General features: G+C 66.2%; 15 protein-coding genes. 6 read left to right on the forward strand and 9 right to left on the reverse strand.

Annotated elements, in window-relative coordinates; translation table 11 throughout:
- Positions 1 to 101: 101 nt before the first annotated feature.
- The 6 genes from M2395_RS07575 to M2395_RS07600 all read right to left on the reverse strand — a co-directional run bounded on the left by M2395_RS07575 (position 102) and on the right by M2395_RS07600 (position 3,644).
- Complete coding sequence (locus M2395_RS07575) at positions 102 to 452, reverse strand: hypothetical protein (protein WP_053158044.1); 351 nt, start codon at positions 450 to 452, stop codon at positions 102 to 104.
- Positions 453 to 492: 40 nt separating this feature from the next.
- Positions 493 to 786 (reverse strand): hypothetical protein, encoded by a 294-nt coding sequence (locus tag M2395_RS07580; protein WP_011060967.1) that lies wholly within the window; start codon positions 784 to 786, stop codon positions 493 to 495.
- A gap of 135 nt (positions 787 to 921) precedes the next feature.
- Positions 922 to 1,398, reverse strand: a complete 477-nt coding sequence (locus tag M2395_RS07585; protein ID WP_015635370.1) for a surface-adhesin E family protein — start codon at positions 1,396 to 1,398, stop codon at positions 922 to 924.
- Positions 1,395 to 2,042 (reverse strand): hypothetical protein, encoded by a 648-nt coding sequence (locus M2395_RS07590; RefSeq protein ID WP_053158042.1) that lies wholly within the window; start codon positions 2,040 to 2,042, stop codon positions 1,395 to 1,397. The genes M2395_RS07585 and M2395_RS07590 overlap by 4 nt, the downstream gene beginning before the upstream one ends.
- A gap of 115 nt (positions 2,043 to 2,157) precedes the next feature.
- A complete protein-coding gene (locus M2395_RS07595; RefSeq protein ID WP_123431040.1) occupies positions 2,158 to 2,943 on the reverse strand; it encodes a PhzF family phenazine biosynthesis protein in 786 nt (261 codons plus the stop codon).
- Between the two features lie 5 nt (positions 2,944 to 2,948).
- Positions 2,949 to 3,644: a transcriptional regulator gene (locus M2395_RS07600; RefSeq protein ID WP_011060962.1), complete on the reverse strand. Its 696-nt coding sequence runs from the start codon at positions 3,642 to 3,644 to the stop codon at positions 2,949 to 2,951.
- 182 nt (positions 3,645 to 3,826) lie between these two features.
- On the opposite strand from M2395_RS07600, the gene M2395_RS07605 reads away from it, so the two are divergent.
- The 5 genes from M2395_RS07605 (at position 3,827) to M2395_RS07625 (ending at position 9,914) form a co-directional block, all read left to right on the forward strand.
- Positions 3,827 to 4,519, forward strand: a complete 693-nt coding sequence (locus M2395_RS07605; RefSeq protein WP_123430909.1) for a response regulator transcription factor — start codon at positions 3,827 to 3,829, stop codon at positions 4,517 to 4,519.
- Positions 4,519 to 5,856: a sensor histidine kinase gene (locus M2395_RS07610; RefSeq protein ID WP_123430910.1), complete on the forward strand. Its 1,338-nt coding sequence runs from the start codon at positions 4,519 to 4,521 to the stop codon at positions 5,854 to 5,856. The genes M2395_RS07605 and M2395_RS07610 overlap by 1 nt, the downstream gene beginning before the upstream one ends.
- A gap of 147 nt (positions 5,857 to 6,003) precedes the next feature.
- A complete protein-coding gene (locus tag M2395_RS07615; RefSeq protein WP_374046143.1) occupies positions 6,004 to 8,238 on the forward strand; it encodes a TonB-dependent siderophore receptor in 2,235 nt (744 codons plus the stop codon).
- Positions 8,239 to 8,282: 44 nt separating this feature from the next.
- A complete protein-coding gene (locus M2395_RS07620) occupies positions 8,283 to 9,185 on the forward strand; it encodes an alpha/beta hydrolase (protein ID WP_123430911.1) in 903 nt (300 codons plus the stop codon).
- Between the two features lie 117 nt (positions 9,186 to 9,302).
- Complete coding sequence (locus tag M2395_RS07625; RefSeq protein WP_015635362.1) at positions 9,303 to 9,914, forward strand: DNA-3-methyladenine glycosylase; 612 nt, start codon at positions 9,303 to 9,305, stop codon at positions 9,912 to 9,914.
- 353 nt (positions 9,915 to 10,267) lie between these two features.
- On the opposite strand, the gene dctM is transcribed toward M2395_RS07625, so the two are convergent.
- Genes dctM through M2395_RS07640 form a run of 3 tightly spaced genes read right to left on the reverse strand, consistent with a single transcriptional unit; the run spans position 10,268 to position 13,239 of the window.
- A complete protein-coding gene (gene dctM / locus M2395_RS07630; protein ID WP_011060956.1) occupies positions 10,268 to 11,548 on the reverse strand; it encodes a C4-dicarboxylate TRAP transporter large permease protein DctM in 1,281 nt (426 codons plus the stop codon).
- Entirely contained in the window at positions 11,548 to 12,180 is a 633-nt protein-coding gene (locus tag M2395_RS07635) for a TRAP transporter small permease (RefSeq protein ID WP_011060955.1), read from the reverse strand. The genes dctM and M2395_RS07635 overlap by 1 nt, the downstream gene beginning before the upstream one ends.
- A 57-nt stretch (positions 12,181 to 12,237) precedes the next feature.
- Complete coding sequence (locus tag M2395_RS07640; protein WP_011060954.1) at positions 12,238 to 13,239, reverse strand: TRAP transporter substrate-binding protein; 1,002 nt, start codon at positions 13,237 to 13,239, stop codon at positions 12,238 to 12,240.
- Positions 13,240 to 13,603: 364 nt separating this feature from the next.
- On the opposite strand from M2395_RS07640, the gene M2395_RS07645 reads away from it, so the two are divergent.
- Entirely contained in the window at positions 13,604 to 14,635 is a 1,032-nt protein-coding gene (locus M2395_RS07645) for an AraC family transcriptional regulator (protein WP_036996300.1), read from the forward strand.
- Positions 14,636 to 14,660: the final 25 nt, after the last annotated feature.

A 14,660-nucleotide genomic window follows, 5' to 3' on the forward strand; every position in this document is an offset into this window, starting at 1 on the left:
TCCTTATTGAGGGACGGACAGCACCAACGTCTCGACCCCGGCGCCCAGAACTTTAGGAAAACCTCGCATTCGGTTGGGCGCTACAGGCCCGCTCCCGGGCCTTATTGATAGTCCTCTTCATAGGCCTGGAGCAGATTGAACAAGTGCTCCTGGGGCATCGCGCAGTCCTCCAGCGCTTCGGGCGCAACACCGTTCCATTGCTCATCGGGGTCGCTTTCGACAATCAGTAGCGGCACCTGGGCGTTGTTGCAGAAGGCGAGGATGTCGCGCAGTTCCTGCTCACGTTCCACATGGTCGTTGTGAAACAGCTTGGCGCTGTAGAAGAAACCCTCGGCGCCACGGCGCAGATAGCCCTGGGCAACGCTCAGGGACAGGCCCAGGCGCTGATGGAGAAACTTGACCAGCGCCAGGTCAGTGCTGGGAGTCGCGGCGGCGATGCTTATTCTGGACATGGCAGGTTCCTTGATAAATCGGCGGGCAGCCCTCGCCCTGCTACTCGGGCCGCCACAGTTCGAGCCCCTCCACATGGCGCTCGATGTCGTCCATGTCGTCCTCCCCCAGGGTACGGTCGAAGGGTTCGCTGAGAATCCTGCGCACCTGGGCCAGGCGCTGGGTGACCTGCTGGTTATCGATGAAATCGGTGGTGGCGCGCTGGTAGTCGGCCACGGGTTTATCCATGTAGTAGGCGCCCATCTTGTGCAACGAGATCAAGACGAACTCCAGCTCCGCCAGGGCCTGCAGCGCCTGCTCGCCAGAGAGGGTGATGGTGCGGTTGCTTTCCAGCATCGAAACTTCCTTGGTACTCAACAGTTGGACAGAACGCCGCCTGGGCGGCGTGCGGCGCGCGCTTCAATCAGGCAGGCCACCGCCCATGCTGATCATGGCCTGGCCGGGCTGAACAACAGGCCCGGCTGACACCGCTCACCGACTCGGTGCCGGAGCCAGCTTGAGCCGGGTCGGATCGACCGCGCAGGCCATGTTGCGCAGCTCCCCGATCAACGATTGACGGGGAAAGGCGGCCCATTGCGCAAGATCTTCCTTGCGCATGACCTCCACGCCCTGGGCGAAGGGCTCGGAGAAGTACACCCGGCCGAACTGCGCCGACTCATCCTTCTCGCAGTTGATCACCCGGGTCGCGCGGGAGCTGTAGATCGGCGGCTTGCCACCGCCCAGCGCAGCAGGCTTGGCGTAGTTGTTGACCAGATAGAACTGCCGCAGGTTCGGATTGTTCTGGTAGAGGGCCAGCGAGTTGGCGGCAAAGTAGGTGGCCAGTTCCGGGCTTTCCAGCACCTTGAACATGCCGTCCGGACGCTGCGGCGCCGGGGCCTCCCCGGGGGTACCCGAATGCGCGCAACCGGCGAGCAAAAGCGCCGCGCTCAAGCTCGACAGCTTGTTCATCGGCCCGCTCCCTGGGCCAGGTCCGGCCGCTCCTGCTCCAGCAATGGCTGATCGACAGTGCCCTGCAGCGAGCAGAGCAAACGGGTCTTGCCGTCTTCCTGGCTGAGCATGAGGATCTTTTCCGCGGAGCCCGGCGCCGGGGCGATGCCCGAAGCGGCGGCCGGGTTGTCCTGCCAGGGGGCCGCGGCGTTGAGTTTGATCTGCGGCCGGGAGACGAAGTATTCGCCAGTCTCCTGCCAACCGGCCTGGGGCAGCGCGGCCATGACGGCCTCGCGGCTGGCATCGATTTCAAAGCCCCAGAAGTGAAAGGTGCCCTGCTCGCCCAGGTCGAACTGGCGGTCGTAGTAGGCGGTCAGGGGCAGGCCCTGATCCAGCAGCGGCCGGGAAAACGCCATCAGCGCGGTGGCGCTGTCGCGGCGCTCCGCCACCGGAATCCAGGCGATGCCCTGGCGCTGATTCTCCGCCAGTTTCACCACCTGCCCGAGCTCGGCGCGCTGCTGGTACAGGGCCTTGAAAAAGCTCGGCTGGCACTCCAGCAGGCTCTGGCTGAGGCTCGCTGCCTGGGCAGCGCCGGCACTCAAGCCCAGGAGCAAGGCCAACAGCGGTGAGGTGGAAAGGCGGGGCAAGGTGCGCGTCCGTTGCATGGTCTGGAGCATCCTGAGCAGGCGAAAAAAACGCGACTCTACTCCCGCCGGCACCGCCGAGACAAATCCGCCTGCAGGCACCAGGCCTGCATGGCAGAGCGGCGCCACAGCCGGTTCAGAGGAAAATACTGCCCTTGAGGTACAAGGCGCCGTAGCCGCTGATGATCACCCGCCCGTTGTCCAGCACCTGGCACTGCAACTGGCCCTTGCGCGCCCCGCCCTGTTGCGCCCGCAACTGGCGCTTGCCCAGGCGCGCGGCCCAGTAAGGCGCCAGGGAGGTATGGGCAGAACCGGTGACCGGGTCTTCATTGACCCCGACCCGCGGGCCGAACCAGCGCGAGACGAAATCGAATGCCCGGGACGGCGCCGTCACGGCGATGCCGCGCACATCGAAGGCGGCCAGTGCGGCGAAATCGGGCTTGAGCGCCTCCACCAGAGATTCGTCGTCCACCACCAGCAGGTAATCGTCGGTGCGGTACAGGGCCTCGGCCGCCGGCAACCCCAGGGCTTGCAGCAAGGCCGGGGGAATCGCCACGGCTTCGGGCTGCTTGGCGGGAAAGTCCATGGACAGCAGGCCGCCCTCGCGGCTCACACGCAACTCGCCGCTGCGGGTGGCAAAGCGCAGCACGTCGCGGCGCTCGCCCAACTGCTCGAACAGCACCCAGGCCGCCGCCAGGGTGGCGTGCCCGCACAGGTCGACCTCCACCGCGGGGGTGAACCAGCGCAGTTCGAAGACTTCGCCCCGGGGCACGAAATAGGCGGTTTCCGACAGGTTGTTCTCCAGGGCGATGCGCTGCAGGACCTCGTCCGGCAACCAGGCATCCAGGGGGCACACCGCCGCCGGGTTGCCACCGAAGACGTGGGAGGTAAAGGCATCCACTTGAAAGATATCGAGCTGCATCGCGGTCATTCCTCGGCGCCTTGGGCGCGGATCTGTTCCAGGTAGTTGTAGATGGTGTAGCGGGTCACCCCCAGGGCCGCGGCGGCCTTTTCGATCCCGCCCTTGACGATGAACACCCCGCGCTCCTGCATCTGGCGCACGGCGTCGAGCTTGTGTTGCTTGCTCATGCGCGCCCCGTTTCCCGGGCAGGCGCCCTGGATGATCTGGGCCAGCAACTGTTCCATGTCGGGGGCTTCGTCGCGGCGCGGCGCAGGCGCGCTGCCCAGGCCCAGCAACTGCCCGAGGCAGGCATGAGCGGCGGCGATACCACTCAGGTCGCTGTTGCTGCACAGGCTGGCGAAGGGCTGCCCGCTGCTGTCGCGAAAGATCACCGTGGAACTGCGCAGCTCGCGGCCGTCGGGGGCCAGGGTCGGGTAGTTTTCCAGCACCAGCGGGGTCGCCGCGGAGCGGTCTTGCAGGGCGCGTCGCACCGCGGCAAAACCCAGGTCCTGGCGCGGCCCGACCAGCACCGGGTCGCCTACCCGGCGCCCGGTGACATGACCATTGGCGATGGCGACGATCGAGCACTCGGGACGGTCAAGGTCATGCAGGACAATCTCCACATGCCGGCCCACCACGCTGCCCAGCATCTGCAAAGTGCTGTGCAGCACCTGCAGCACCAGCTGACGTTCGGCAAGCAGGGAAGCGCAAGATCGGTTCATGGGTGACTACCAAGGTGAACGGCCAGGAAAAATATCAACACCTTGTTGAATATTCAACTTACTGTTCAGTTGATCCCGGTCATGCCCGCCCATCATGGCAATTGCATAGCCAAGGGCATTGCTGCAATATTCGCAAATGTAAAACGTTCTCATTAAATATTTCCATTCAAGTGCTCTGCCCCATGACCCCCAACCTGCTCCTCGTGGAAGACGACGCCCGACTGCGCGACGACCTGGACCTGCATTTCCGCCAGCGCGGCTTTACCGTCACCACCTGCACCGACGGCCGCCAGGGGCTGGCCGCGGTGCGCGCCGGCCACTTCGACCTGGTGCTGCTGGACATCATGCTGCCGGGCATGGACGGCCTGGCCCTGCTGGAAACCCTGCGCCAGGAACAGGGCACGCCGGTGATGCTGATGTCGGCCCTGGGCGCCGAGCAGGACCGCATCACCGGCTTTACCCGAGGCGCCGACGACTACCTGCCCAAGCCCTTCAGCCTGGCCGAACTGGACGCCCGCGCCGACGCCCTGCTGCGGCGCATGGCCCGGGTGCAACAGCTGCAGGCCACGCGCCAGGACCCGATCCTCAGCTTCAACGAACAGGCCCAGGACGTACTGCACCAGGGCCGCGCAGCGGGCCTGACCGGCTCGGAATACCGGCTGCTGGTGACCCTGCGCGAGCACCCCGGGGAAACCCTGAGCAAGCCGTTTCTCTATCAGCACGTACTGCACCGCATCTACACGAGGCTCGATCGTGGCCTGGATGTGCACGTATGCAACCTGCGGCGCAAACTCGCCGACCTTGGGGTGCAGCACCTGCAGATCCAGGCGGTGCGCGGCGCGGGCTACATCCTGGTGGAAGCGGAACGCCACTGATGCGCCGTCACCCCCTACTGTGGAAACTGGCGCTGTTGCAGATCGGCTTCTGCCTGCTGCTGACCTGGATCATCTGGACCTGGGGCCTGTCGGCCGAGCGCAGCACCTATTTTCTCGACCCCGCCGACCGCCAGTACCTGGCCAGCTACGCCCAGCAGGCCGAGCACGCCTGGCGCCAGGGCGGCGTGGCTGCGGTCGATGAGTTCCAGCGACAACTGGCAACCCGGGAAGACACCTGGGTCGCGGTGATCGGCGATCGCCTGCAGAGCCTGGGCAGCACGCCGCTGACCGCCGAGGAAGCCAGCCACCTGACCTTCATGCGCAAGCTCGACTGGCCCATGAGCCGGCGCCTGCAGGACGACTTGCCCTACGTCAGCATCGAATTCCCCGAGCACCCGGAGCAAGGCCGGCTGGTGCTGCAACTGCCCGAACGCCTGCTGCCCAGCGGCCTGACGCCCTGGACCCACCTGCTCAGCCATGGCGTGGTGCCGACCCTGCTGGCCGCCCTGCTCGGCCTGTTGCTCTACCGCCACCTGGTGCTGCCGTTGAACCGCCTGCGCGACCGCGCCGATGCCTTGCGCGCCGACGACCTGGAAAGCCAGGGCCTGGGCACGCCCCTGGTGAACCGCCACGACGAACTGGGGGAACTGGCCCTGGCCTTCGAGCACATGGCCGAGCGCCTGCGCCAGAGCCTGGCCCAGCAGCGCCTGTTGCTGCGCACGCTGTCCCATGAGCTGCGCACGCCCCTGGCGCGGTTGCGCATCGCCCATGACAGCCGGTTGCCGCCGGAGCAGTTGCGCCAGCGCCTGGACCGGGAAATCGCCGACATGCAGCGCCTGCTGGAAGACACCCTGGACCTGGCCTGGCTCGACACCGAGCGCCCGCAACTGCCTACCGAAGCGGTGCAGGTGCTGTCGATCTGGGAAGCCCTGCGCCAGGACGCCTGCTTCGAAAGCGCCTGGGACGCCGAGCGCCTGCCCTGCCTGCTGGACGCCGAGTGCCGGGTCCAGGTGCACCTGGACAGCATCGCCCAGGCCCTGGAGAACCTGCTGCGCAACGCCATCCGCTACTCCCCCGCCGGCGGCCGGGTGAGCCTGCGCGGCTGGCGCGAAGGCGCCTATTGGCACCTGTGCCTGGAAGACCAGGGACCAGGGGTTGCCGAACAGGACCTGCAACGCATCTTCCAGCCCTACCAGCGCCTGGACTCGGCCCAGGGCGACGGCTTCGGCCTGGGCCTGGCCATCGCCCGGCGCGCCGTGGAGCTGCACCAGGGGCGGATCTGGGCCAGCAACGGCCAACCCGGGCTGTGCATGCACCTGCTGCTGCCCGCCGCCTAGGCCCGGCACAAGCGCGCCCGGCTCCCTGACAGAACCTCGTACCGACCTGGAAGTGTTTAGAAAGTTAATGCGCTTTACTCGCAAATAGCAGTCATTATCATTCGTGATCTTCTGTTTCTGCCTCTGTCCCGGAGATCACCGATGTCCATGCGCTCGATGCGTCCTTTCGCCCCCTTCCTGCTGTCCACCTGCTGCCTGCTCAGCCAGGCCGTGCAGGCTGCCAATGAAGGCTCGACCCAGCCGGTCCTGGAGCTGGAACCCCAGAGCGTCATCGCCACCGCCAAGGAAGAAACCAAGCAGGCACCGGGGGTCTCTGTGATCACCGCCGAGGACATCCAGAAGCGCCCGCCGGCCAACGACCTGTCGCAGATCATCCGCACCATGCCCGGGGTCAACCTCACCGGTAACTCCACCAGCGGCCAGCGCGGCAATAACCGGCAGATCGACATCCGCGGCATGGGCCCGGAAAACACCCTGATCCTGGTGGACGGCAAGCCGGTGGGCAGCCGCAACTCGGTGCGCTACGGCTGGCGCGGCGAGCGTGACAGCCGCGGCGACACCAACTGGGTACCGGCCGACCAGGTCGAACGCATCGAAGTGATCCGCGGCCCGGCGGCGGCCCGCTACGGCAACGGCGCCGCTGGCGGGGTGATCAACATCATCACCAAGCAGGCCGGCATCCAGACCCACGGCAACGCGACGATCTACAGCTCGTTCCCGACCCACAAGGACGAAGGCGCCACCCAACGCATGAGCTTCGGCCTCAACGGCCCGCTGACCGACAGCTTGAGCTACCGGGTCTACGGCAACGTGGCCAAGACCGATTCCGACGACGCCGACATCAACGCCGGCCATGAATCCCTGCGCACCGGCAACCAGGTCGGCACCCTGCCCGCCGGCCGCGAAGGGGTACGCAACAAGGACCTCAACGGCCTCTTGAGCTGGCACCTGACCCCGGACCAGAGCCTGGACTTCGAAGCCGGCTTCAGCCGCCAGGGCAACATCTACACCGGCGATACCCAGAACACCAACAGCAACAGCACGGTGAAAAACCTGCTGGGCCACGAGACCAACCGCAGCTACCGCGAGACCTATTCGGTGACCCATCGTGGCGAATGGGACTTCGGCAGTTCCATGGCCTACCTGCAATACGAAAAGACCCGCAACACGCGGATCAACGAAGGCCTGGCCGGCGGCACCGAAGGCATCTTCAGCAACAGCGAGTTCTACACCGCGGTGCTGCGCGACCTGACCGCCCATGGCGAGGTCAACCTGCCCCTGCGCGCCGGCTTCGAGCAGACCCTGACCCTGGGCAGCGAATGGTCCCAGCAAAAGCTCGACGACCCCAGCGCCAACACCCAGAGCACCAGCGAAGGCGGCGCCGTGGGCGGCCTGAGCTCAAGCAACCGCAGCACCCAGTCCAGCGCGCAGATCTTCTCGCTGTTCGCCGAAGACAACATCGAACTGCAGCCGGGCACCATGCTCACCCCCGGCCTGCGTTTGGACCACCACAGCATCGTCGGCGACAACTGGAGCCCGTCCCTCAACCTGTCCCACGCCCTGAGCGACACCCTGACCCTCAAGGCCGGCATCGCCCGCGCCTACAAAGCGCCGAACCTGTACCAGCTGAACTCCGACTACCTGCTCTACAGCCGCGGCCAGGGTTGCTACGGCCAGAGCACCAGCTGCTACCTGCAGGGCAACGACAAGCTCAAGGCGGAAACCAGCGTCAACAAGGAACTGGGCCTGGAATACAAGGCCGACGGCTGGGTGGCCGGCCTGACCTACTTCCGCAACGACTACAAGAACAAGGTGGAATCCGGCCTGGCCCCGGTGAGCCATGCCAGCGGCGGCAGCGGCGCTTACCGCAACTCGGCGATCTACCAGTGGGAAAACGTGCCCAAGGCCCTGGTGGAAGGCCTGGAAGGCACCCTGACCATTCCGTTGGCCAGCCAGCTGACCTGGAACAACAACTTCACCTACATGCTGCAATCGAAGAACAAGGAAACCGGCGACTACCTCTCGGTGACCCCGCGCTACACCCTCAACTCGATGCTCGACTGGCAGGCCACCCAGGACCTGTCGCTGCAGGCGACCGTGGCCTGGTACGGCCAGCAGACGCCGAAGAAATACGACTACCACGGCGACCGCGTCACCGGCAGCGCCACCCAGCAACTGGCGCCGTACGCCATTGCCGGGGTCAGCGGCACCTACGCCCTGACCCGCAACCTGAGCCTGACCGCCGGGGTCGACAACCTGTTCGACAAACGCCTGTTCCGTGAAGGCAATGCCCAGGGCGTGAACAATATTGCCGGGGCCGGCGCCGCCACCTACAACGAACCCGGGCGCACCCTGTACACCAGCCTGACCGCTTCGTTCTGAGCCATTACCAAGAGCCATCACCAAGAGCCTGCCGAGAACGCCTGATGAGAACTTTTTTCCTGCCCCTGGCCCTGGCCTGGGGCCTTGCGGGAGCGGCCCTGGCCGCCCCCGCCCCGGACCAGCCCATGGACCGCAGCCTGCTGCAACGCCAGGACCTGCCCTACCGCTTCACTAGCCTGCAACTGGATTCCGCCGACGGCCAGCGGCACTACCAACTGTGGATAGGCAAACCGTTGCAGGCGCCGCCGCCACAGGGCTACCCGGTGCTGTGGATGCTCGATGGCAACGCCGCCATCGGCGCCCTCGACCCCGAGCAGCTCAAGCGCCTGGACCAGGGCCAGGCGCCGCTGCTGGTGGCAGTGGGTTACCAGACCCCGCTGCGTATCGAGCGCAACGCCCGCACCTATGACTACACCCCGCAGCAACCGGGCCAGGCGCAGCAGCAAGACCCGCTGACCGGGCAACCCAGCGGCGGCGCGCAAGCCTTCCTGCAACTGCTGCGCGAACGCATGCGCCCGGCCGTGACGGCCCAGGCACCGATAGATACCGCGCAACAGACCCTGTGGGGCCACTCCTACGGCGGCCTGCTGGTGCTGCAGGCGCTGTTCAGCCAGCCCCAGGCGTTTCGACACTACGCCGCCGCGAGCCCTTCGCTGTGGTGGGGCGACGGCCTGATCCTGCCCCAGGCCCAGGGCCTGGCCGAGCGCCTGCAGGGCCATCATGCGCAATTGCTGCTGATGCGCGGCGGCGCCGAGCCGGGCAACCCGCGCCAGCCAGCAGGGCCCGAGGCCGACCAGCGCGCCCGACAGTTGCAGGCGCAACTGGCCCAGGTGCCGGGGTTGGCCCTGGACTACCACAGTTTTGAAACACTCAGCCATGGCCAAACCCTGGCGGCCTCGTTGCACTACGTGCTGGAGCGGCTCTACTTGCCGGCGGCCAAGGACTGAAAACCCTGCGCCCGGGTGCAAGGCCCGGGCCGCGAGTTCCAGCGCAAGAGACAGGGTGCAAGCCTTGGGGCGGCGGGCTAATCTGCCGCTCGCCCCGCCACTTGTTCCGGATCGCCAATGCCCACCTGCCCCGCCACTCGTTTTCTTGCCGCACTGGATGCCGACTGGGCCGCGCTGATCGCCGCCGTCGGCCCCTGCCTGCACCAGCCCCGCCCGGAGCGCGAGCCTTATCAGGCGCTGGTGCGCGCGGTGGCCTACCAGCAACTGCATGCCCGCGCGGGCGACGCGATACTCGGCCGCCTGCGCGCTTTGTTTCCCGGGCAGGACTTCCCTACGCCCGGGCAACTGGCCGATGCCAGCCTGGAGAGCCTGCGCGGCTGCGGCTTTTCCGCACGCAAGGTAGCGACCCTGCAGGGCATCGCCCAGGCCACCCTGGACGGCCGCGTCCCCGATGCCGCCAGCGCCCGTGGCCTGGATGACGAACAGTTGATAGAGCGCCTGATCCAGCTGCCCGGCATTGGCCGCTGGACCGTGGAGATGCTGCTGATCTACAGCCTTGAGCGCGAGGACATACTGCCCGTGGACGACTTTGGCGTACGCGAAGGTTATCGCCGCCTGAAAGACCTGGAGAAACAGCCCAGCCCCCGGCAGCTGCGCCAGATCGGCCAGGCCTGGAGCCCCTGGCGCACCACTGCTGCCTGGTACCTGTGGCGCGTGCCGACGGCCTGAACACCACGCACTTGACCCGGTGCGGACTGGCCGCTGCGCGGTTCGCCGGCAAGCCGGCTCCTACGGGGTAATGCCCGCCTGTAGGAGCTGGCTTGCCAGCGAAAGCGCCCGCAAGATCGCCCCATTCCCTCGCCATCAACCGCGCCCAATGGCCGCTGCGCGGTTCGCCGGCAAGCCGGCTCCTACGGGGTAATGCCCGCCTGTAGGAGCTGGCTTGCCAGCGAAAGCGCCCGCAAGATCGCCCATTCCCTCGCCATCAACCGCGCCCAATGGCCGCTGCGCGGTTCGCCGGCAAGCCGGCTCCTACGGGGTTATGCGCGCCTGTAGGAGCTGGCTTGCCAGCGATGGGGGCGCTACATGCCCAGCCAGTTGGGCAAGGCCAGGGAGATCAGCGGCACGTAGGTCACCAGGATCAGGAACAGCAGCAGGATCATCAGCCACGGCATCGCCGCGCGGATGGTCTGGCCCAGGGTCAGGCCGGTCACCGCCGAGGTCACGAACAGGTTCAGGCCCACCGGCGGGTGCACCAGGCCGATCTCCATGTTGACCACCATGACGATGCCCAGGTGAATCGGGTCGATCCCCAGCTTCATGGCAATCGGGAAGAAGATCGGCGCCAGGATCAGCACGATCGCCGAGGGCTCCATGAAGCTGCCCGCCACCAGCAGCACCACGTTGACCATCAGCAGGAAACCGATCGGCGTCAGGCCTTCGGAAATCACCCAGGCGGTGATTTCCTGGGGGATCTGTTCGGTGGTCAGCACATGGGCGAAGAGCATGGCGTTGGCGATGATGAACATCAGCATGATCGACAGCCGGCCCGACTCCAGCAGCACCTTGGGGCAGTCCCGCAGCTTCATGTCGCGGTACACGAACAGGGCGACGAAGGCCGAGTACACCGCCGCCACCGCCGCCGCCTCAGTGGGCGTGAACATGCCGCTGTAGATGCCGCCAAGAATGATCACCAGCAACAACAGGCCCCAGAACGCCCGGCGCGCAGCACTCAGCCACTGGCCAAAGGTGGCCCGTGGCTGGGCCGGCAGCTTTTTCACCCGGGCCACGATGTAGATCGCCACCATCAGCAGCAGGCCCAGCAGCAAGCCGGGCACCACGCCGGCCATGAACAGCTTGCCCACCGAAGTCTCGGTGGCCGCCGAGTACACCACCATGACGATCGACGGCGGAATCAGGATGCCCAGGGTCCCGGCGTTGCAGATGATCCCGGCGCCGAACTCCTTGGGATAGCCGGAGCGCACCATGCCCGCCACGGCAATCGAGCCTACCGCCGCCACGGTGGCCGGCGAGGAACCGGACAGCGCGGCGAACAGCATGCAGGCCAGCACCGCGGCAATTGCCAGACCGCCACGGATGTGGCCGACGCAGGCGTTGGCGAAGTCGATCAGGCGCTGGGCCACGCCGCCGGTGGTCATGAAGGCCCCGGACAAGAGGAAGAACGGAATCGCCAGGAAGGTGTAGGCGTCGGAGGTCTCGAACAGCTTGATCGCCAGGGAGCTCAGGGAGTCCTGGCTGAACATCAGGATCGACACCGCCCCCGACAGGCCCAGGGCAATGGCGATGGGCACGCCGAGGAACATGAACACGAACAGCAGCAGAAACAGACAGAGCACGGCCATCAGTGACGCTCCTCATGGCTGCCCGCCAGCTTGCTGGCCTCGCCCGCCTCGTCGGCCAGGCCCAGGCCGAACTGCCGTCGGGTGAAGATGCGGTAGAAGATTTCCAGGTAGCGGATCAGCACCAGGGCGAAGCCGATGGGCACGATCACCACGATATGGCTGACCTGGATGCCGAAGCGGTCCAGGTCTTCGGCACCGATATGGGCGGCCATGATCGCGCTCAGCCACTTGAAGCTGGCGACCATGAACAGCCCGGCGTACACCAGGCAGCACAGGCAGGCGAGCAGCGCCAGGTAGCGCTGCACCGGGCGCGGGGTCAGGCGCACCAGGGCGTCCACCCCCAGGTGCCCGGCGGTGCGCACGCCATAGGAGATGCCGAAGAAGATCAGCCAGCCGAACATCGCCTTGGTCAGGGCCACGCTCCAGGTCATGTCCTGGGCCAGGCCCATGGTGGCGTCGCCCAGAGCGTTGAAGAAGGCGCTGCTGGCGGCCCATTTGTCGGCCAGGGCGAAGAACAGGGTGTAGATGTTGTTGAGCATCACGTAGACGAAGGTCACCAGGGTCATGGTCGCCAGCAGCAGGGCAATCAGGCCCTCCTCCAGGTGCTCCCAGATACGTCTCAGGGACTGCATAGAGATACCTCGCGAAACGGGCAGTGGCCGTCCGCCGCGGACGGCCGGGAGGGCGTATCAGTGGCGCTGGTTGGCGGCGTCGGCGGCCTTGATCAGGTCGGCGCCGATCTCGTCCTCGAACTTGCTCCACACCGGGCGCATGGTGTCGCGCCAGGCCTGGCGCTGCTCGGGGGTCAGTTCGATGATTTCGCTGGTCCTGGCCTCGACGATCTTCTGCCTGGCGCTCTGGTTCAGGGCCTCGGCCTGTTTGTTCACCTCTACCGAGACCTCGGCCATGATGGTTTCCAGCTCGCCGCGCACGTCCGCCGGCAGGCCGTTCCAGAAGCTCGCGTTGGTGATCACCATGTAGTCGATCAGGCCGTGGTTGGACTCGGTGAAGTACTTCTGCACCTCGTTGACCTTCTGGCTTTCATAGTTCGACCAGGTGTTCTCGGTGCCGTTGACGGTGCCGGTCTGCAGGCCCTGGTAGACCTCGGCGAAACTCATCTTGCGCGGGTTGGCGCGCATCGCCTTGAACTGCTCTTCGAGCACGCTGGAGGCCTGCACGCGGAACTTCAGGCCACGGGCGTCCTTGGGTTCGTGCAGGGGCTTGTTGGCCGACAACTGCTTCAGGCCGTTGTGCCAGTAGGCCAGGCCGAGAATGCCCTTGCCCTGCATCGAGGTCAGCAACTGCTTGCCCTCGGCGGCCTGGAAGCGGTCCACCGCCGCCAGGTCGTCGAACAGGAACGGCAGGTCGTAGATCTGGATCTTTTTCGTGTACTGCTCGAATTTGGCCAGGGACGGCGCCAGCATCTGCACATCCCCCAGCAGCAGCGCCTCCATTTCCTTGCCATCGCCGAACAGCGACGAGTTGGGGTAGACCTCGACCTTGACCTGCCCCGGCAGGCGCTCCTCGGCGAGCTTCTTGAACAGCAGCGCGCCCTGGCCCTTGGGGGTGTTCTCGGCCACCACGTGGGCGAACTTGATGATGATCGGGTTGCCGGTGGATTCGGCGGCCTGGGCCACCCCGGCAGCGAGCAATGCGGCGGCACAGAACAGCGCTCTTGAGAGCTTGAACATGGACTTCACCTTTTTATTGTTGTGATTGAGGGAAGAGTGCCTAAGGCATGGCGTATAGAGAATTTCGAATTTTTGATACCCGCGTTCACCCCCGCCGAACGCCCCGCCCCATGTAGGAGCCGGCTTGCCGGCGAAAGGCCCCCGAGCCCTGCGCCGCTCCTGCCAGCGCCTTCGCTGGCAAGCCAGCTCCTACAACGGGCAGTGCCTGCGCAATCGGCGCCGCCCACCTCCCCGTAGGAGCCGGCTTGCCGGCGAAAGGGCCCCCTAGCCCTGCGCCGCCCCCGCCAGCGCCTGCAAGGGGCAATTGAACCGCGGGCGCGTAACCCCTAAAGTCACGCCTCCCGATATCACTCTGAGATCGTCGATGACCGCCCTTCGCTTGACCACCCTGCATACCACCCAAGCGGTGCTGGACGCCTTCCGTGACAGCGACGTACCCGCCCAGGTGCTGCTGGAGGGCAGCGGCATCCAGCTGGCGGACCTGGAGCTGCCCAACAGCCTGATCAATATCAGCCAGGAAATGCGCGTGTTCAGCAACGCCGTGCAGTTTCGCCAGGACCTGGGGCTGGTGCTGGGGCGCAACCTGCACATTTCCGCCTACGGCATGTTCGGCCTGACCCTGCTGACCAGCGCCACCCTGCGCGAAGGCTGGTCCCTGGCGCTGCGCTACCCCTTGCTGCTGGGCACCTTCTTCCGCCTCGACCTTGAGGTCCGCGACGGCCTGGCCTGGCTCACCGCCGACCAGTACAGCGAAAGCGAACTTGAGGTGTTCAACACCGATTTCTGCATGTCGTCCTACCGGGTCACCTGCCAGGACCTGCTGGGTTGCTCCCTGCCCCTGCGCCAGGTGCAACTGATGCATGGCCCCCAGCCCTATATGGACAGCTACGAGCAGGCCTTCAATTGCCCGGTGCAGTTCAATGCCGGGCGCAATGCCATCGGCTTCGACCTGGAGTGGCTGGACCGGCGCCTGCCCCTGGCGGACCTGGTGACCCAGAACGACATGCTGCAACGCTGCATCCGCCTCAACGAGGAGCTCAGCGCGCGGCCGACCTGGATCGACCAGGTGCGGCGCATCCTCAATGAACAGCTGCACGCGGTGCCGGATTTCGACAGCCTGGCGCGCCAGGTGCACTGCTCCCCCAGCACCCTGCGCCGGCGCCTGCGGGCCCAGGACACCAGCTATCAGCAGTTGCTGGACGAGTTGCGCTACGCCCGCGCCCAGCAGTTGCTGGGCCAGCACAGCCTGCCCATCTACCGCATCGCCGAAGCCCTGGGCTTCAAGGAAACCGCAAGTTTCCGCCACGCCTTCCAACGCTGGAGCGGCGTCGCTCCCGGGCGCTTCCGCCAGCTGGCCGGCCAGCTCGGGCCGCTCTCGGACTGCGCCGAAGATTGACGCTAAATATCCCCTATTGACCGTT

Origin of the sequence: Pseudomonas sp. BIGb0176 (assembly GCF_024810175.1) — a bacterium.
Lineage (GTDB): Bacteria > Pseudomonadota > Gammaproteobacteria > Pseudomonadales > Pseudomonadaceae > Aquipseudomonas > Aquipseudomonas protegens.

What these genes read in the sequence shown, in the direction of transcription:
- M2395_RS07635 (WP_011060955.1), bottom strand. Translation starts at nt 12,180, where the DNA reads ATGCAGTCCCTGAGACGTATCTGGGAGCACCTGGAGGAGGGCCTGATT.
- M2395_RS07620 (WP_123430911.1), top strand. Translation starts at nt 8,283, where the DNA reads ATGAGAACTTTTTTCCTGCCCCTGGCCCTGGCCTGGGGCCTTGCGGGA.
- M2395_RS07595 (WP_123431040.1), bottom strand. Translation starts at nt 2,943, where the DNA reads ATGCAGCTCGATATCTTTCAAGTGGATGCCTTTACCTCCCACGTCTTC.
- M2395_RS07645 (WP_036996300.1), top strand. Translation starts at nt 13,604, where the DNA reads ATGACCGCCCTTCGCTTGACCACCCTGCATACCACCCAAGCGGTGCTG.
- M2395_RS07625 (WP_015635362.1), top strand. Translation starts at nt 9,303, where the DNA reads ATGCCCACCTGCCCCGCCACTCGTTTTCTTGCCGCACTGGATGCCGAC.
- M2395_RS07605 (WP_123430909.1), top strand. Translation starts at nt 3,827, where the DNA reads ATGACCCCCAACCTGCTCCTCGTGGAAGACGACGCCCGACTGCGCGAC.
- M2395_RS07590 (WP_053158042.1), bottom strand. Translation starts at nt 2,042, where the DNA reads ATGCAACGGACGCGCACCTTGCCCCGCCTTTCCACCTCACCGCTGTTG.
- M2395_RS07615 (WP_374046143.1), top strand. Translation starts at nt 6,004, where the DNA reads ATGCGCTCGATGCGTCCTTTCGCCCCCTTCCTGCTGTCCACCTGCTGC.
- M2395_RS07600 (WP_011060962.1), bottom strand. Translation starts at nt 3,644, where the DNA reads ATGAACCGATCTTGCGCTTCCCTGCTTGCCGAACGTCAGCTGGTGCTG.
- dctM (WP_011060956.1), bottom strand. Translation starts at nt 11,548, where the DNA reads ATGGCCGTGCTCTGTCTGTTTCTGCTGCTGTTCGTGTTCATGTTCCTC.
- M2395_RS07610 (WP_123430910.1), top strand. Translation starts at nt 4,519, where the DNA reads ATGCGCCGTCACCCCCTACTGTGGAAACTGGCGCTGTTGCAGATCGGC.
- M2395_RS07585 (WP_015635370.1), bottom strand. Translation starts at nt 1,398, where the DNA reads ATGAACAAGCTGTCGAGCTTGAGCGCGGCGCTTTTGCTCGCCGGTTGC.
- M2395_RS07640 (WP_011060954.1), bottom strand. Translation starts at nt 13,239, where the DNA reads ATGTTCAAGCTCTCAAGAGCGCTGTTCTGTGCCGCCGCATTGCTCGCT.
- M2395_RS07575 (WP_053158044.1), bottom strand. Translation starts at nt 452, where the DNA reads ATGTCCAGAATAAGCATCGCCGCCGCGACTCCCAGCACTGACCTGGCG.
- M2395_RS07580 (WP_011060967.1), bottom strand. Translation starts at nt 786, where the DNA reads ATGCTGGAAAGCAACCGCACCATCACCCTCTCTGGCGAGCAGGCGCTG.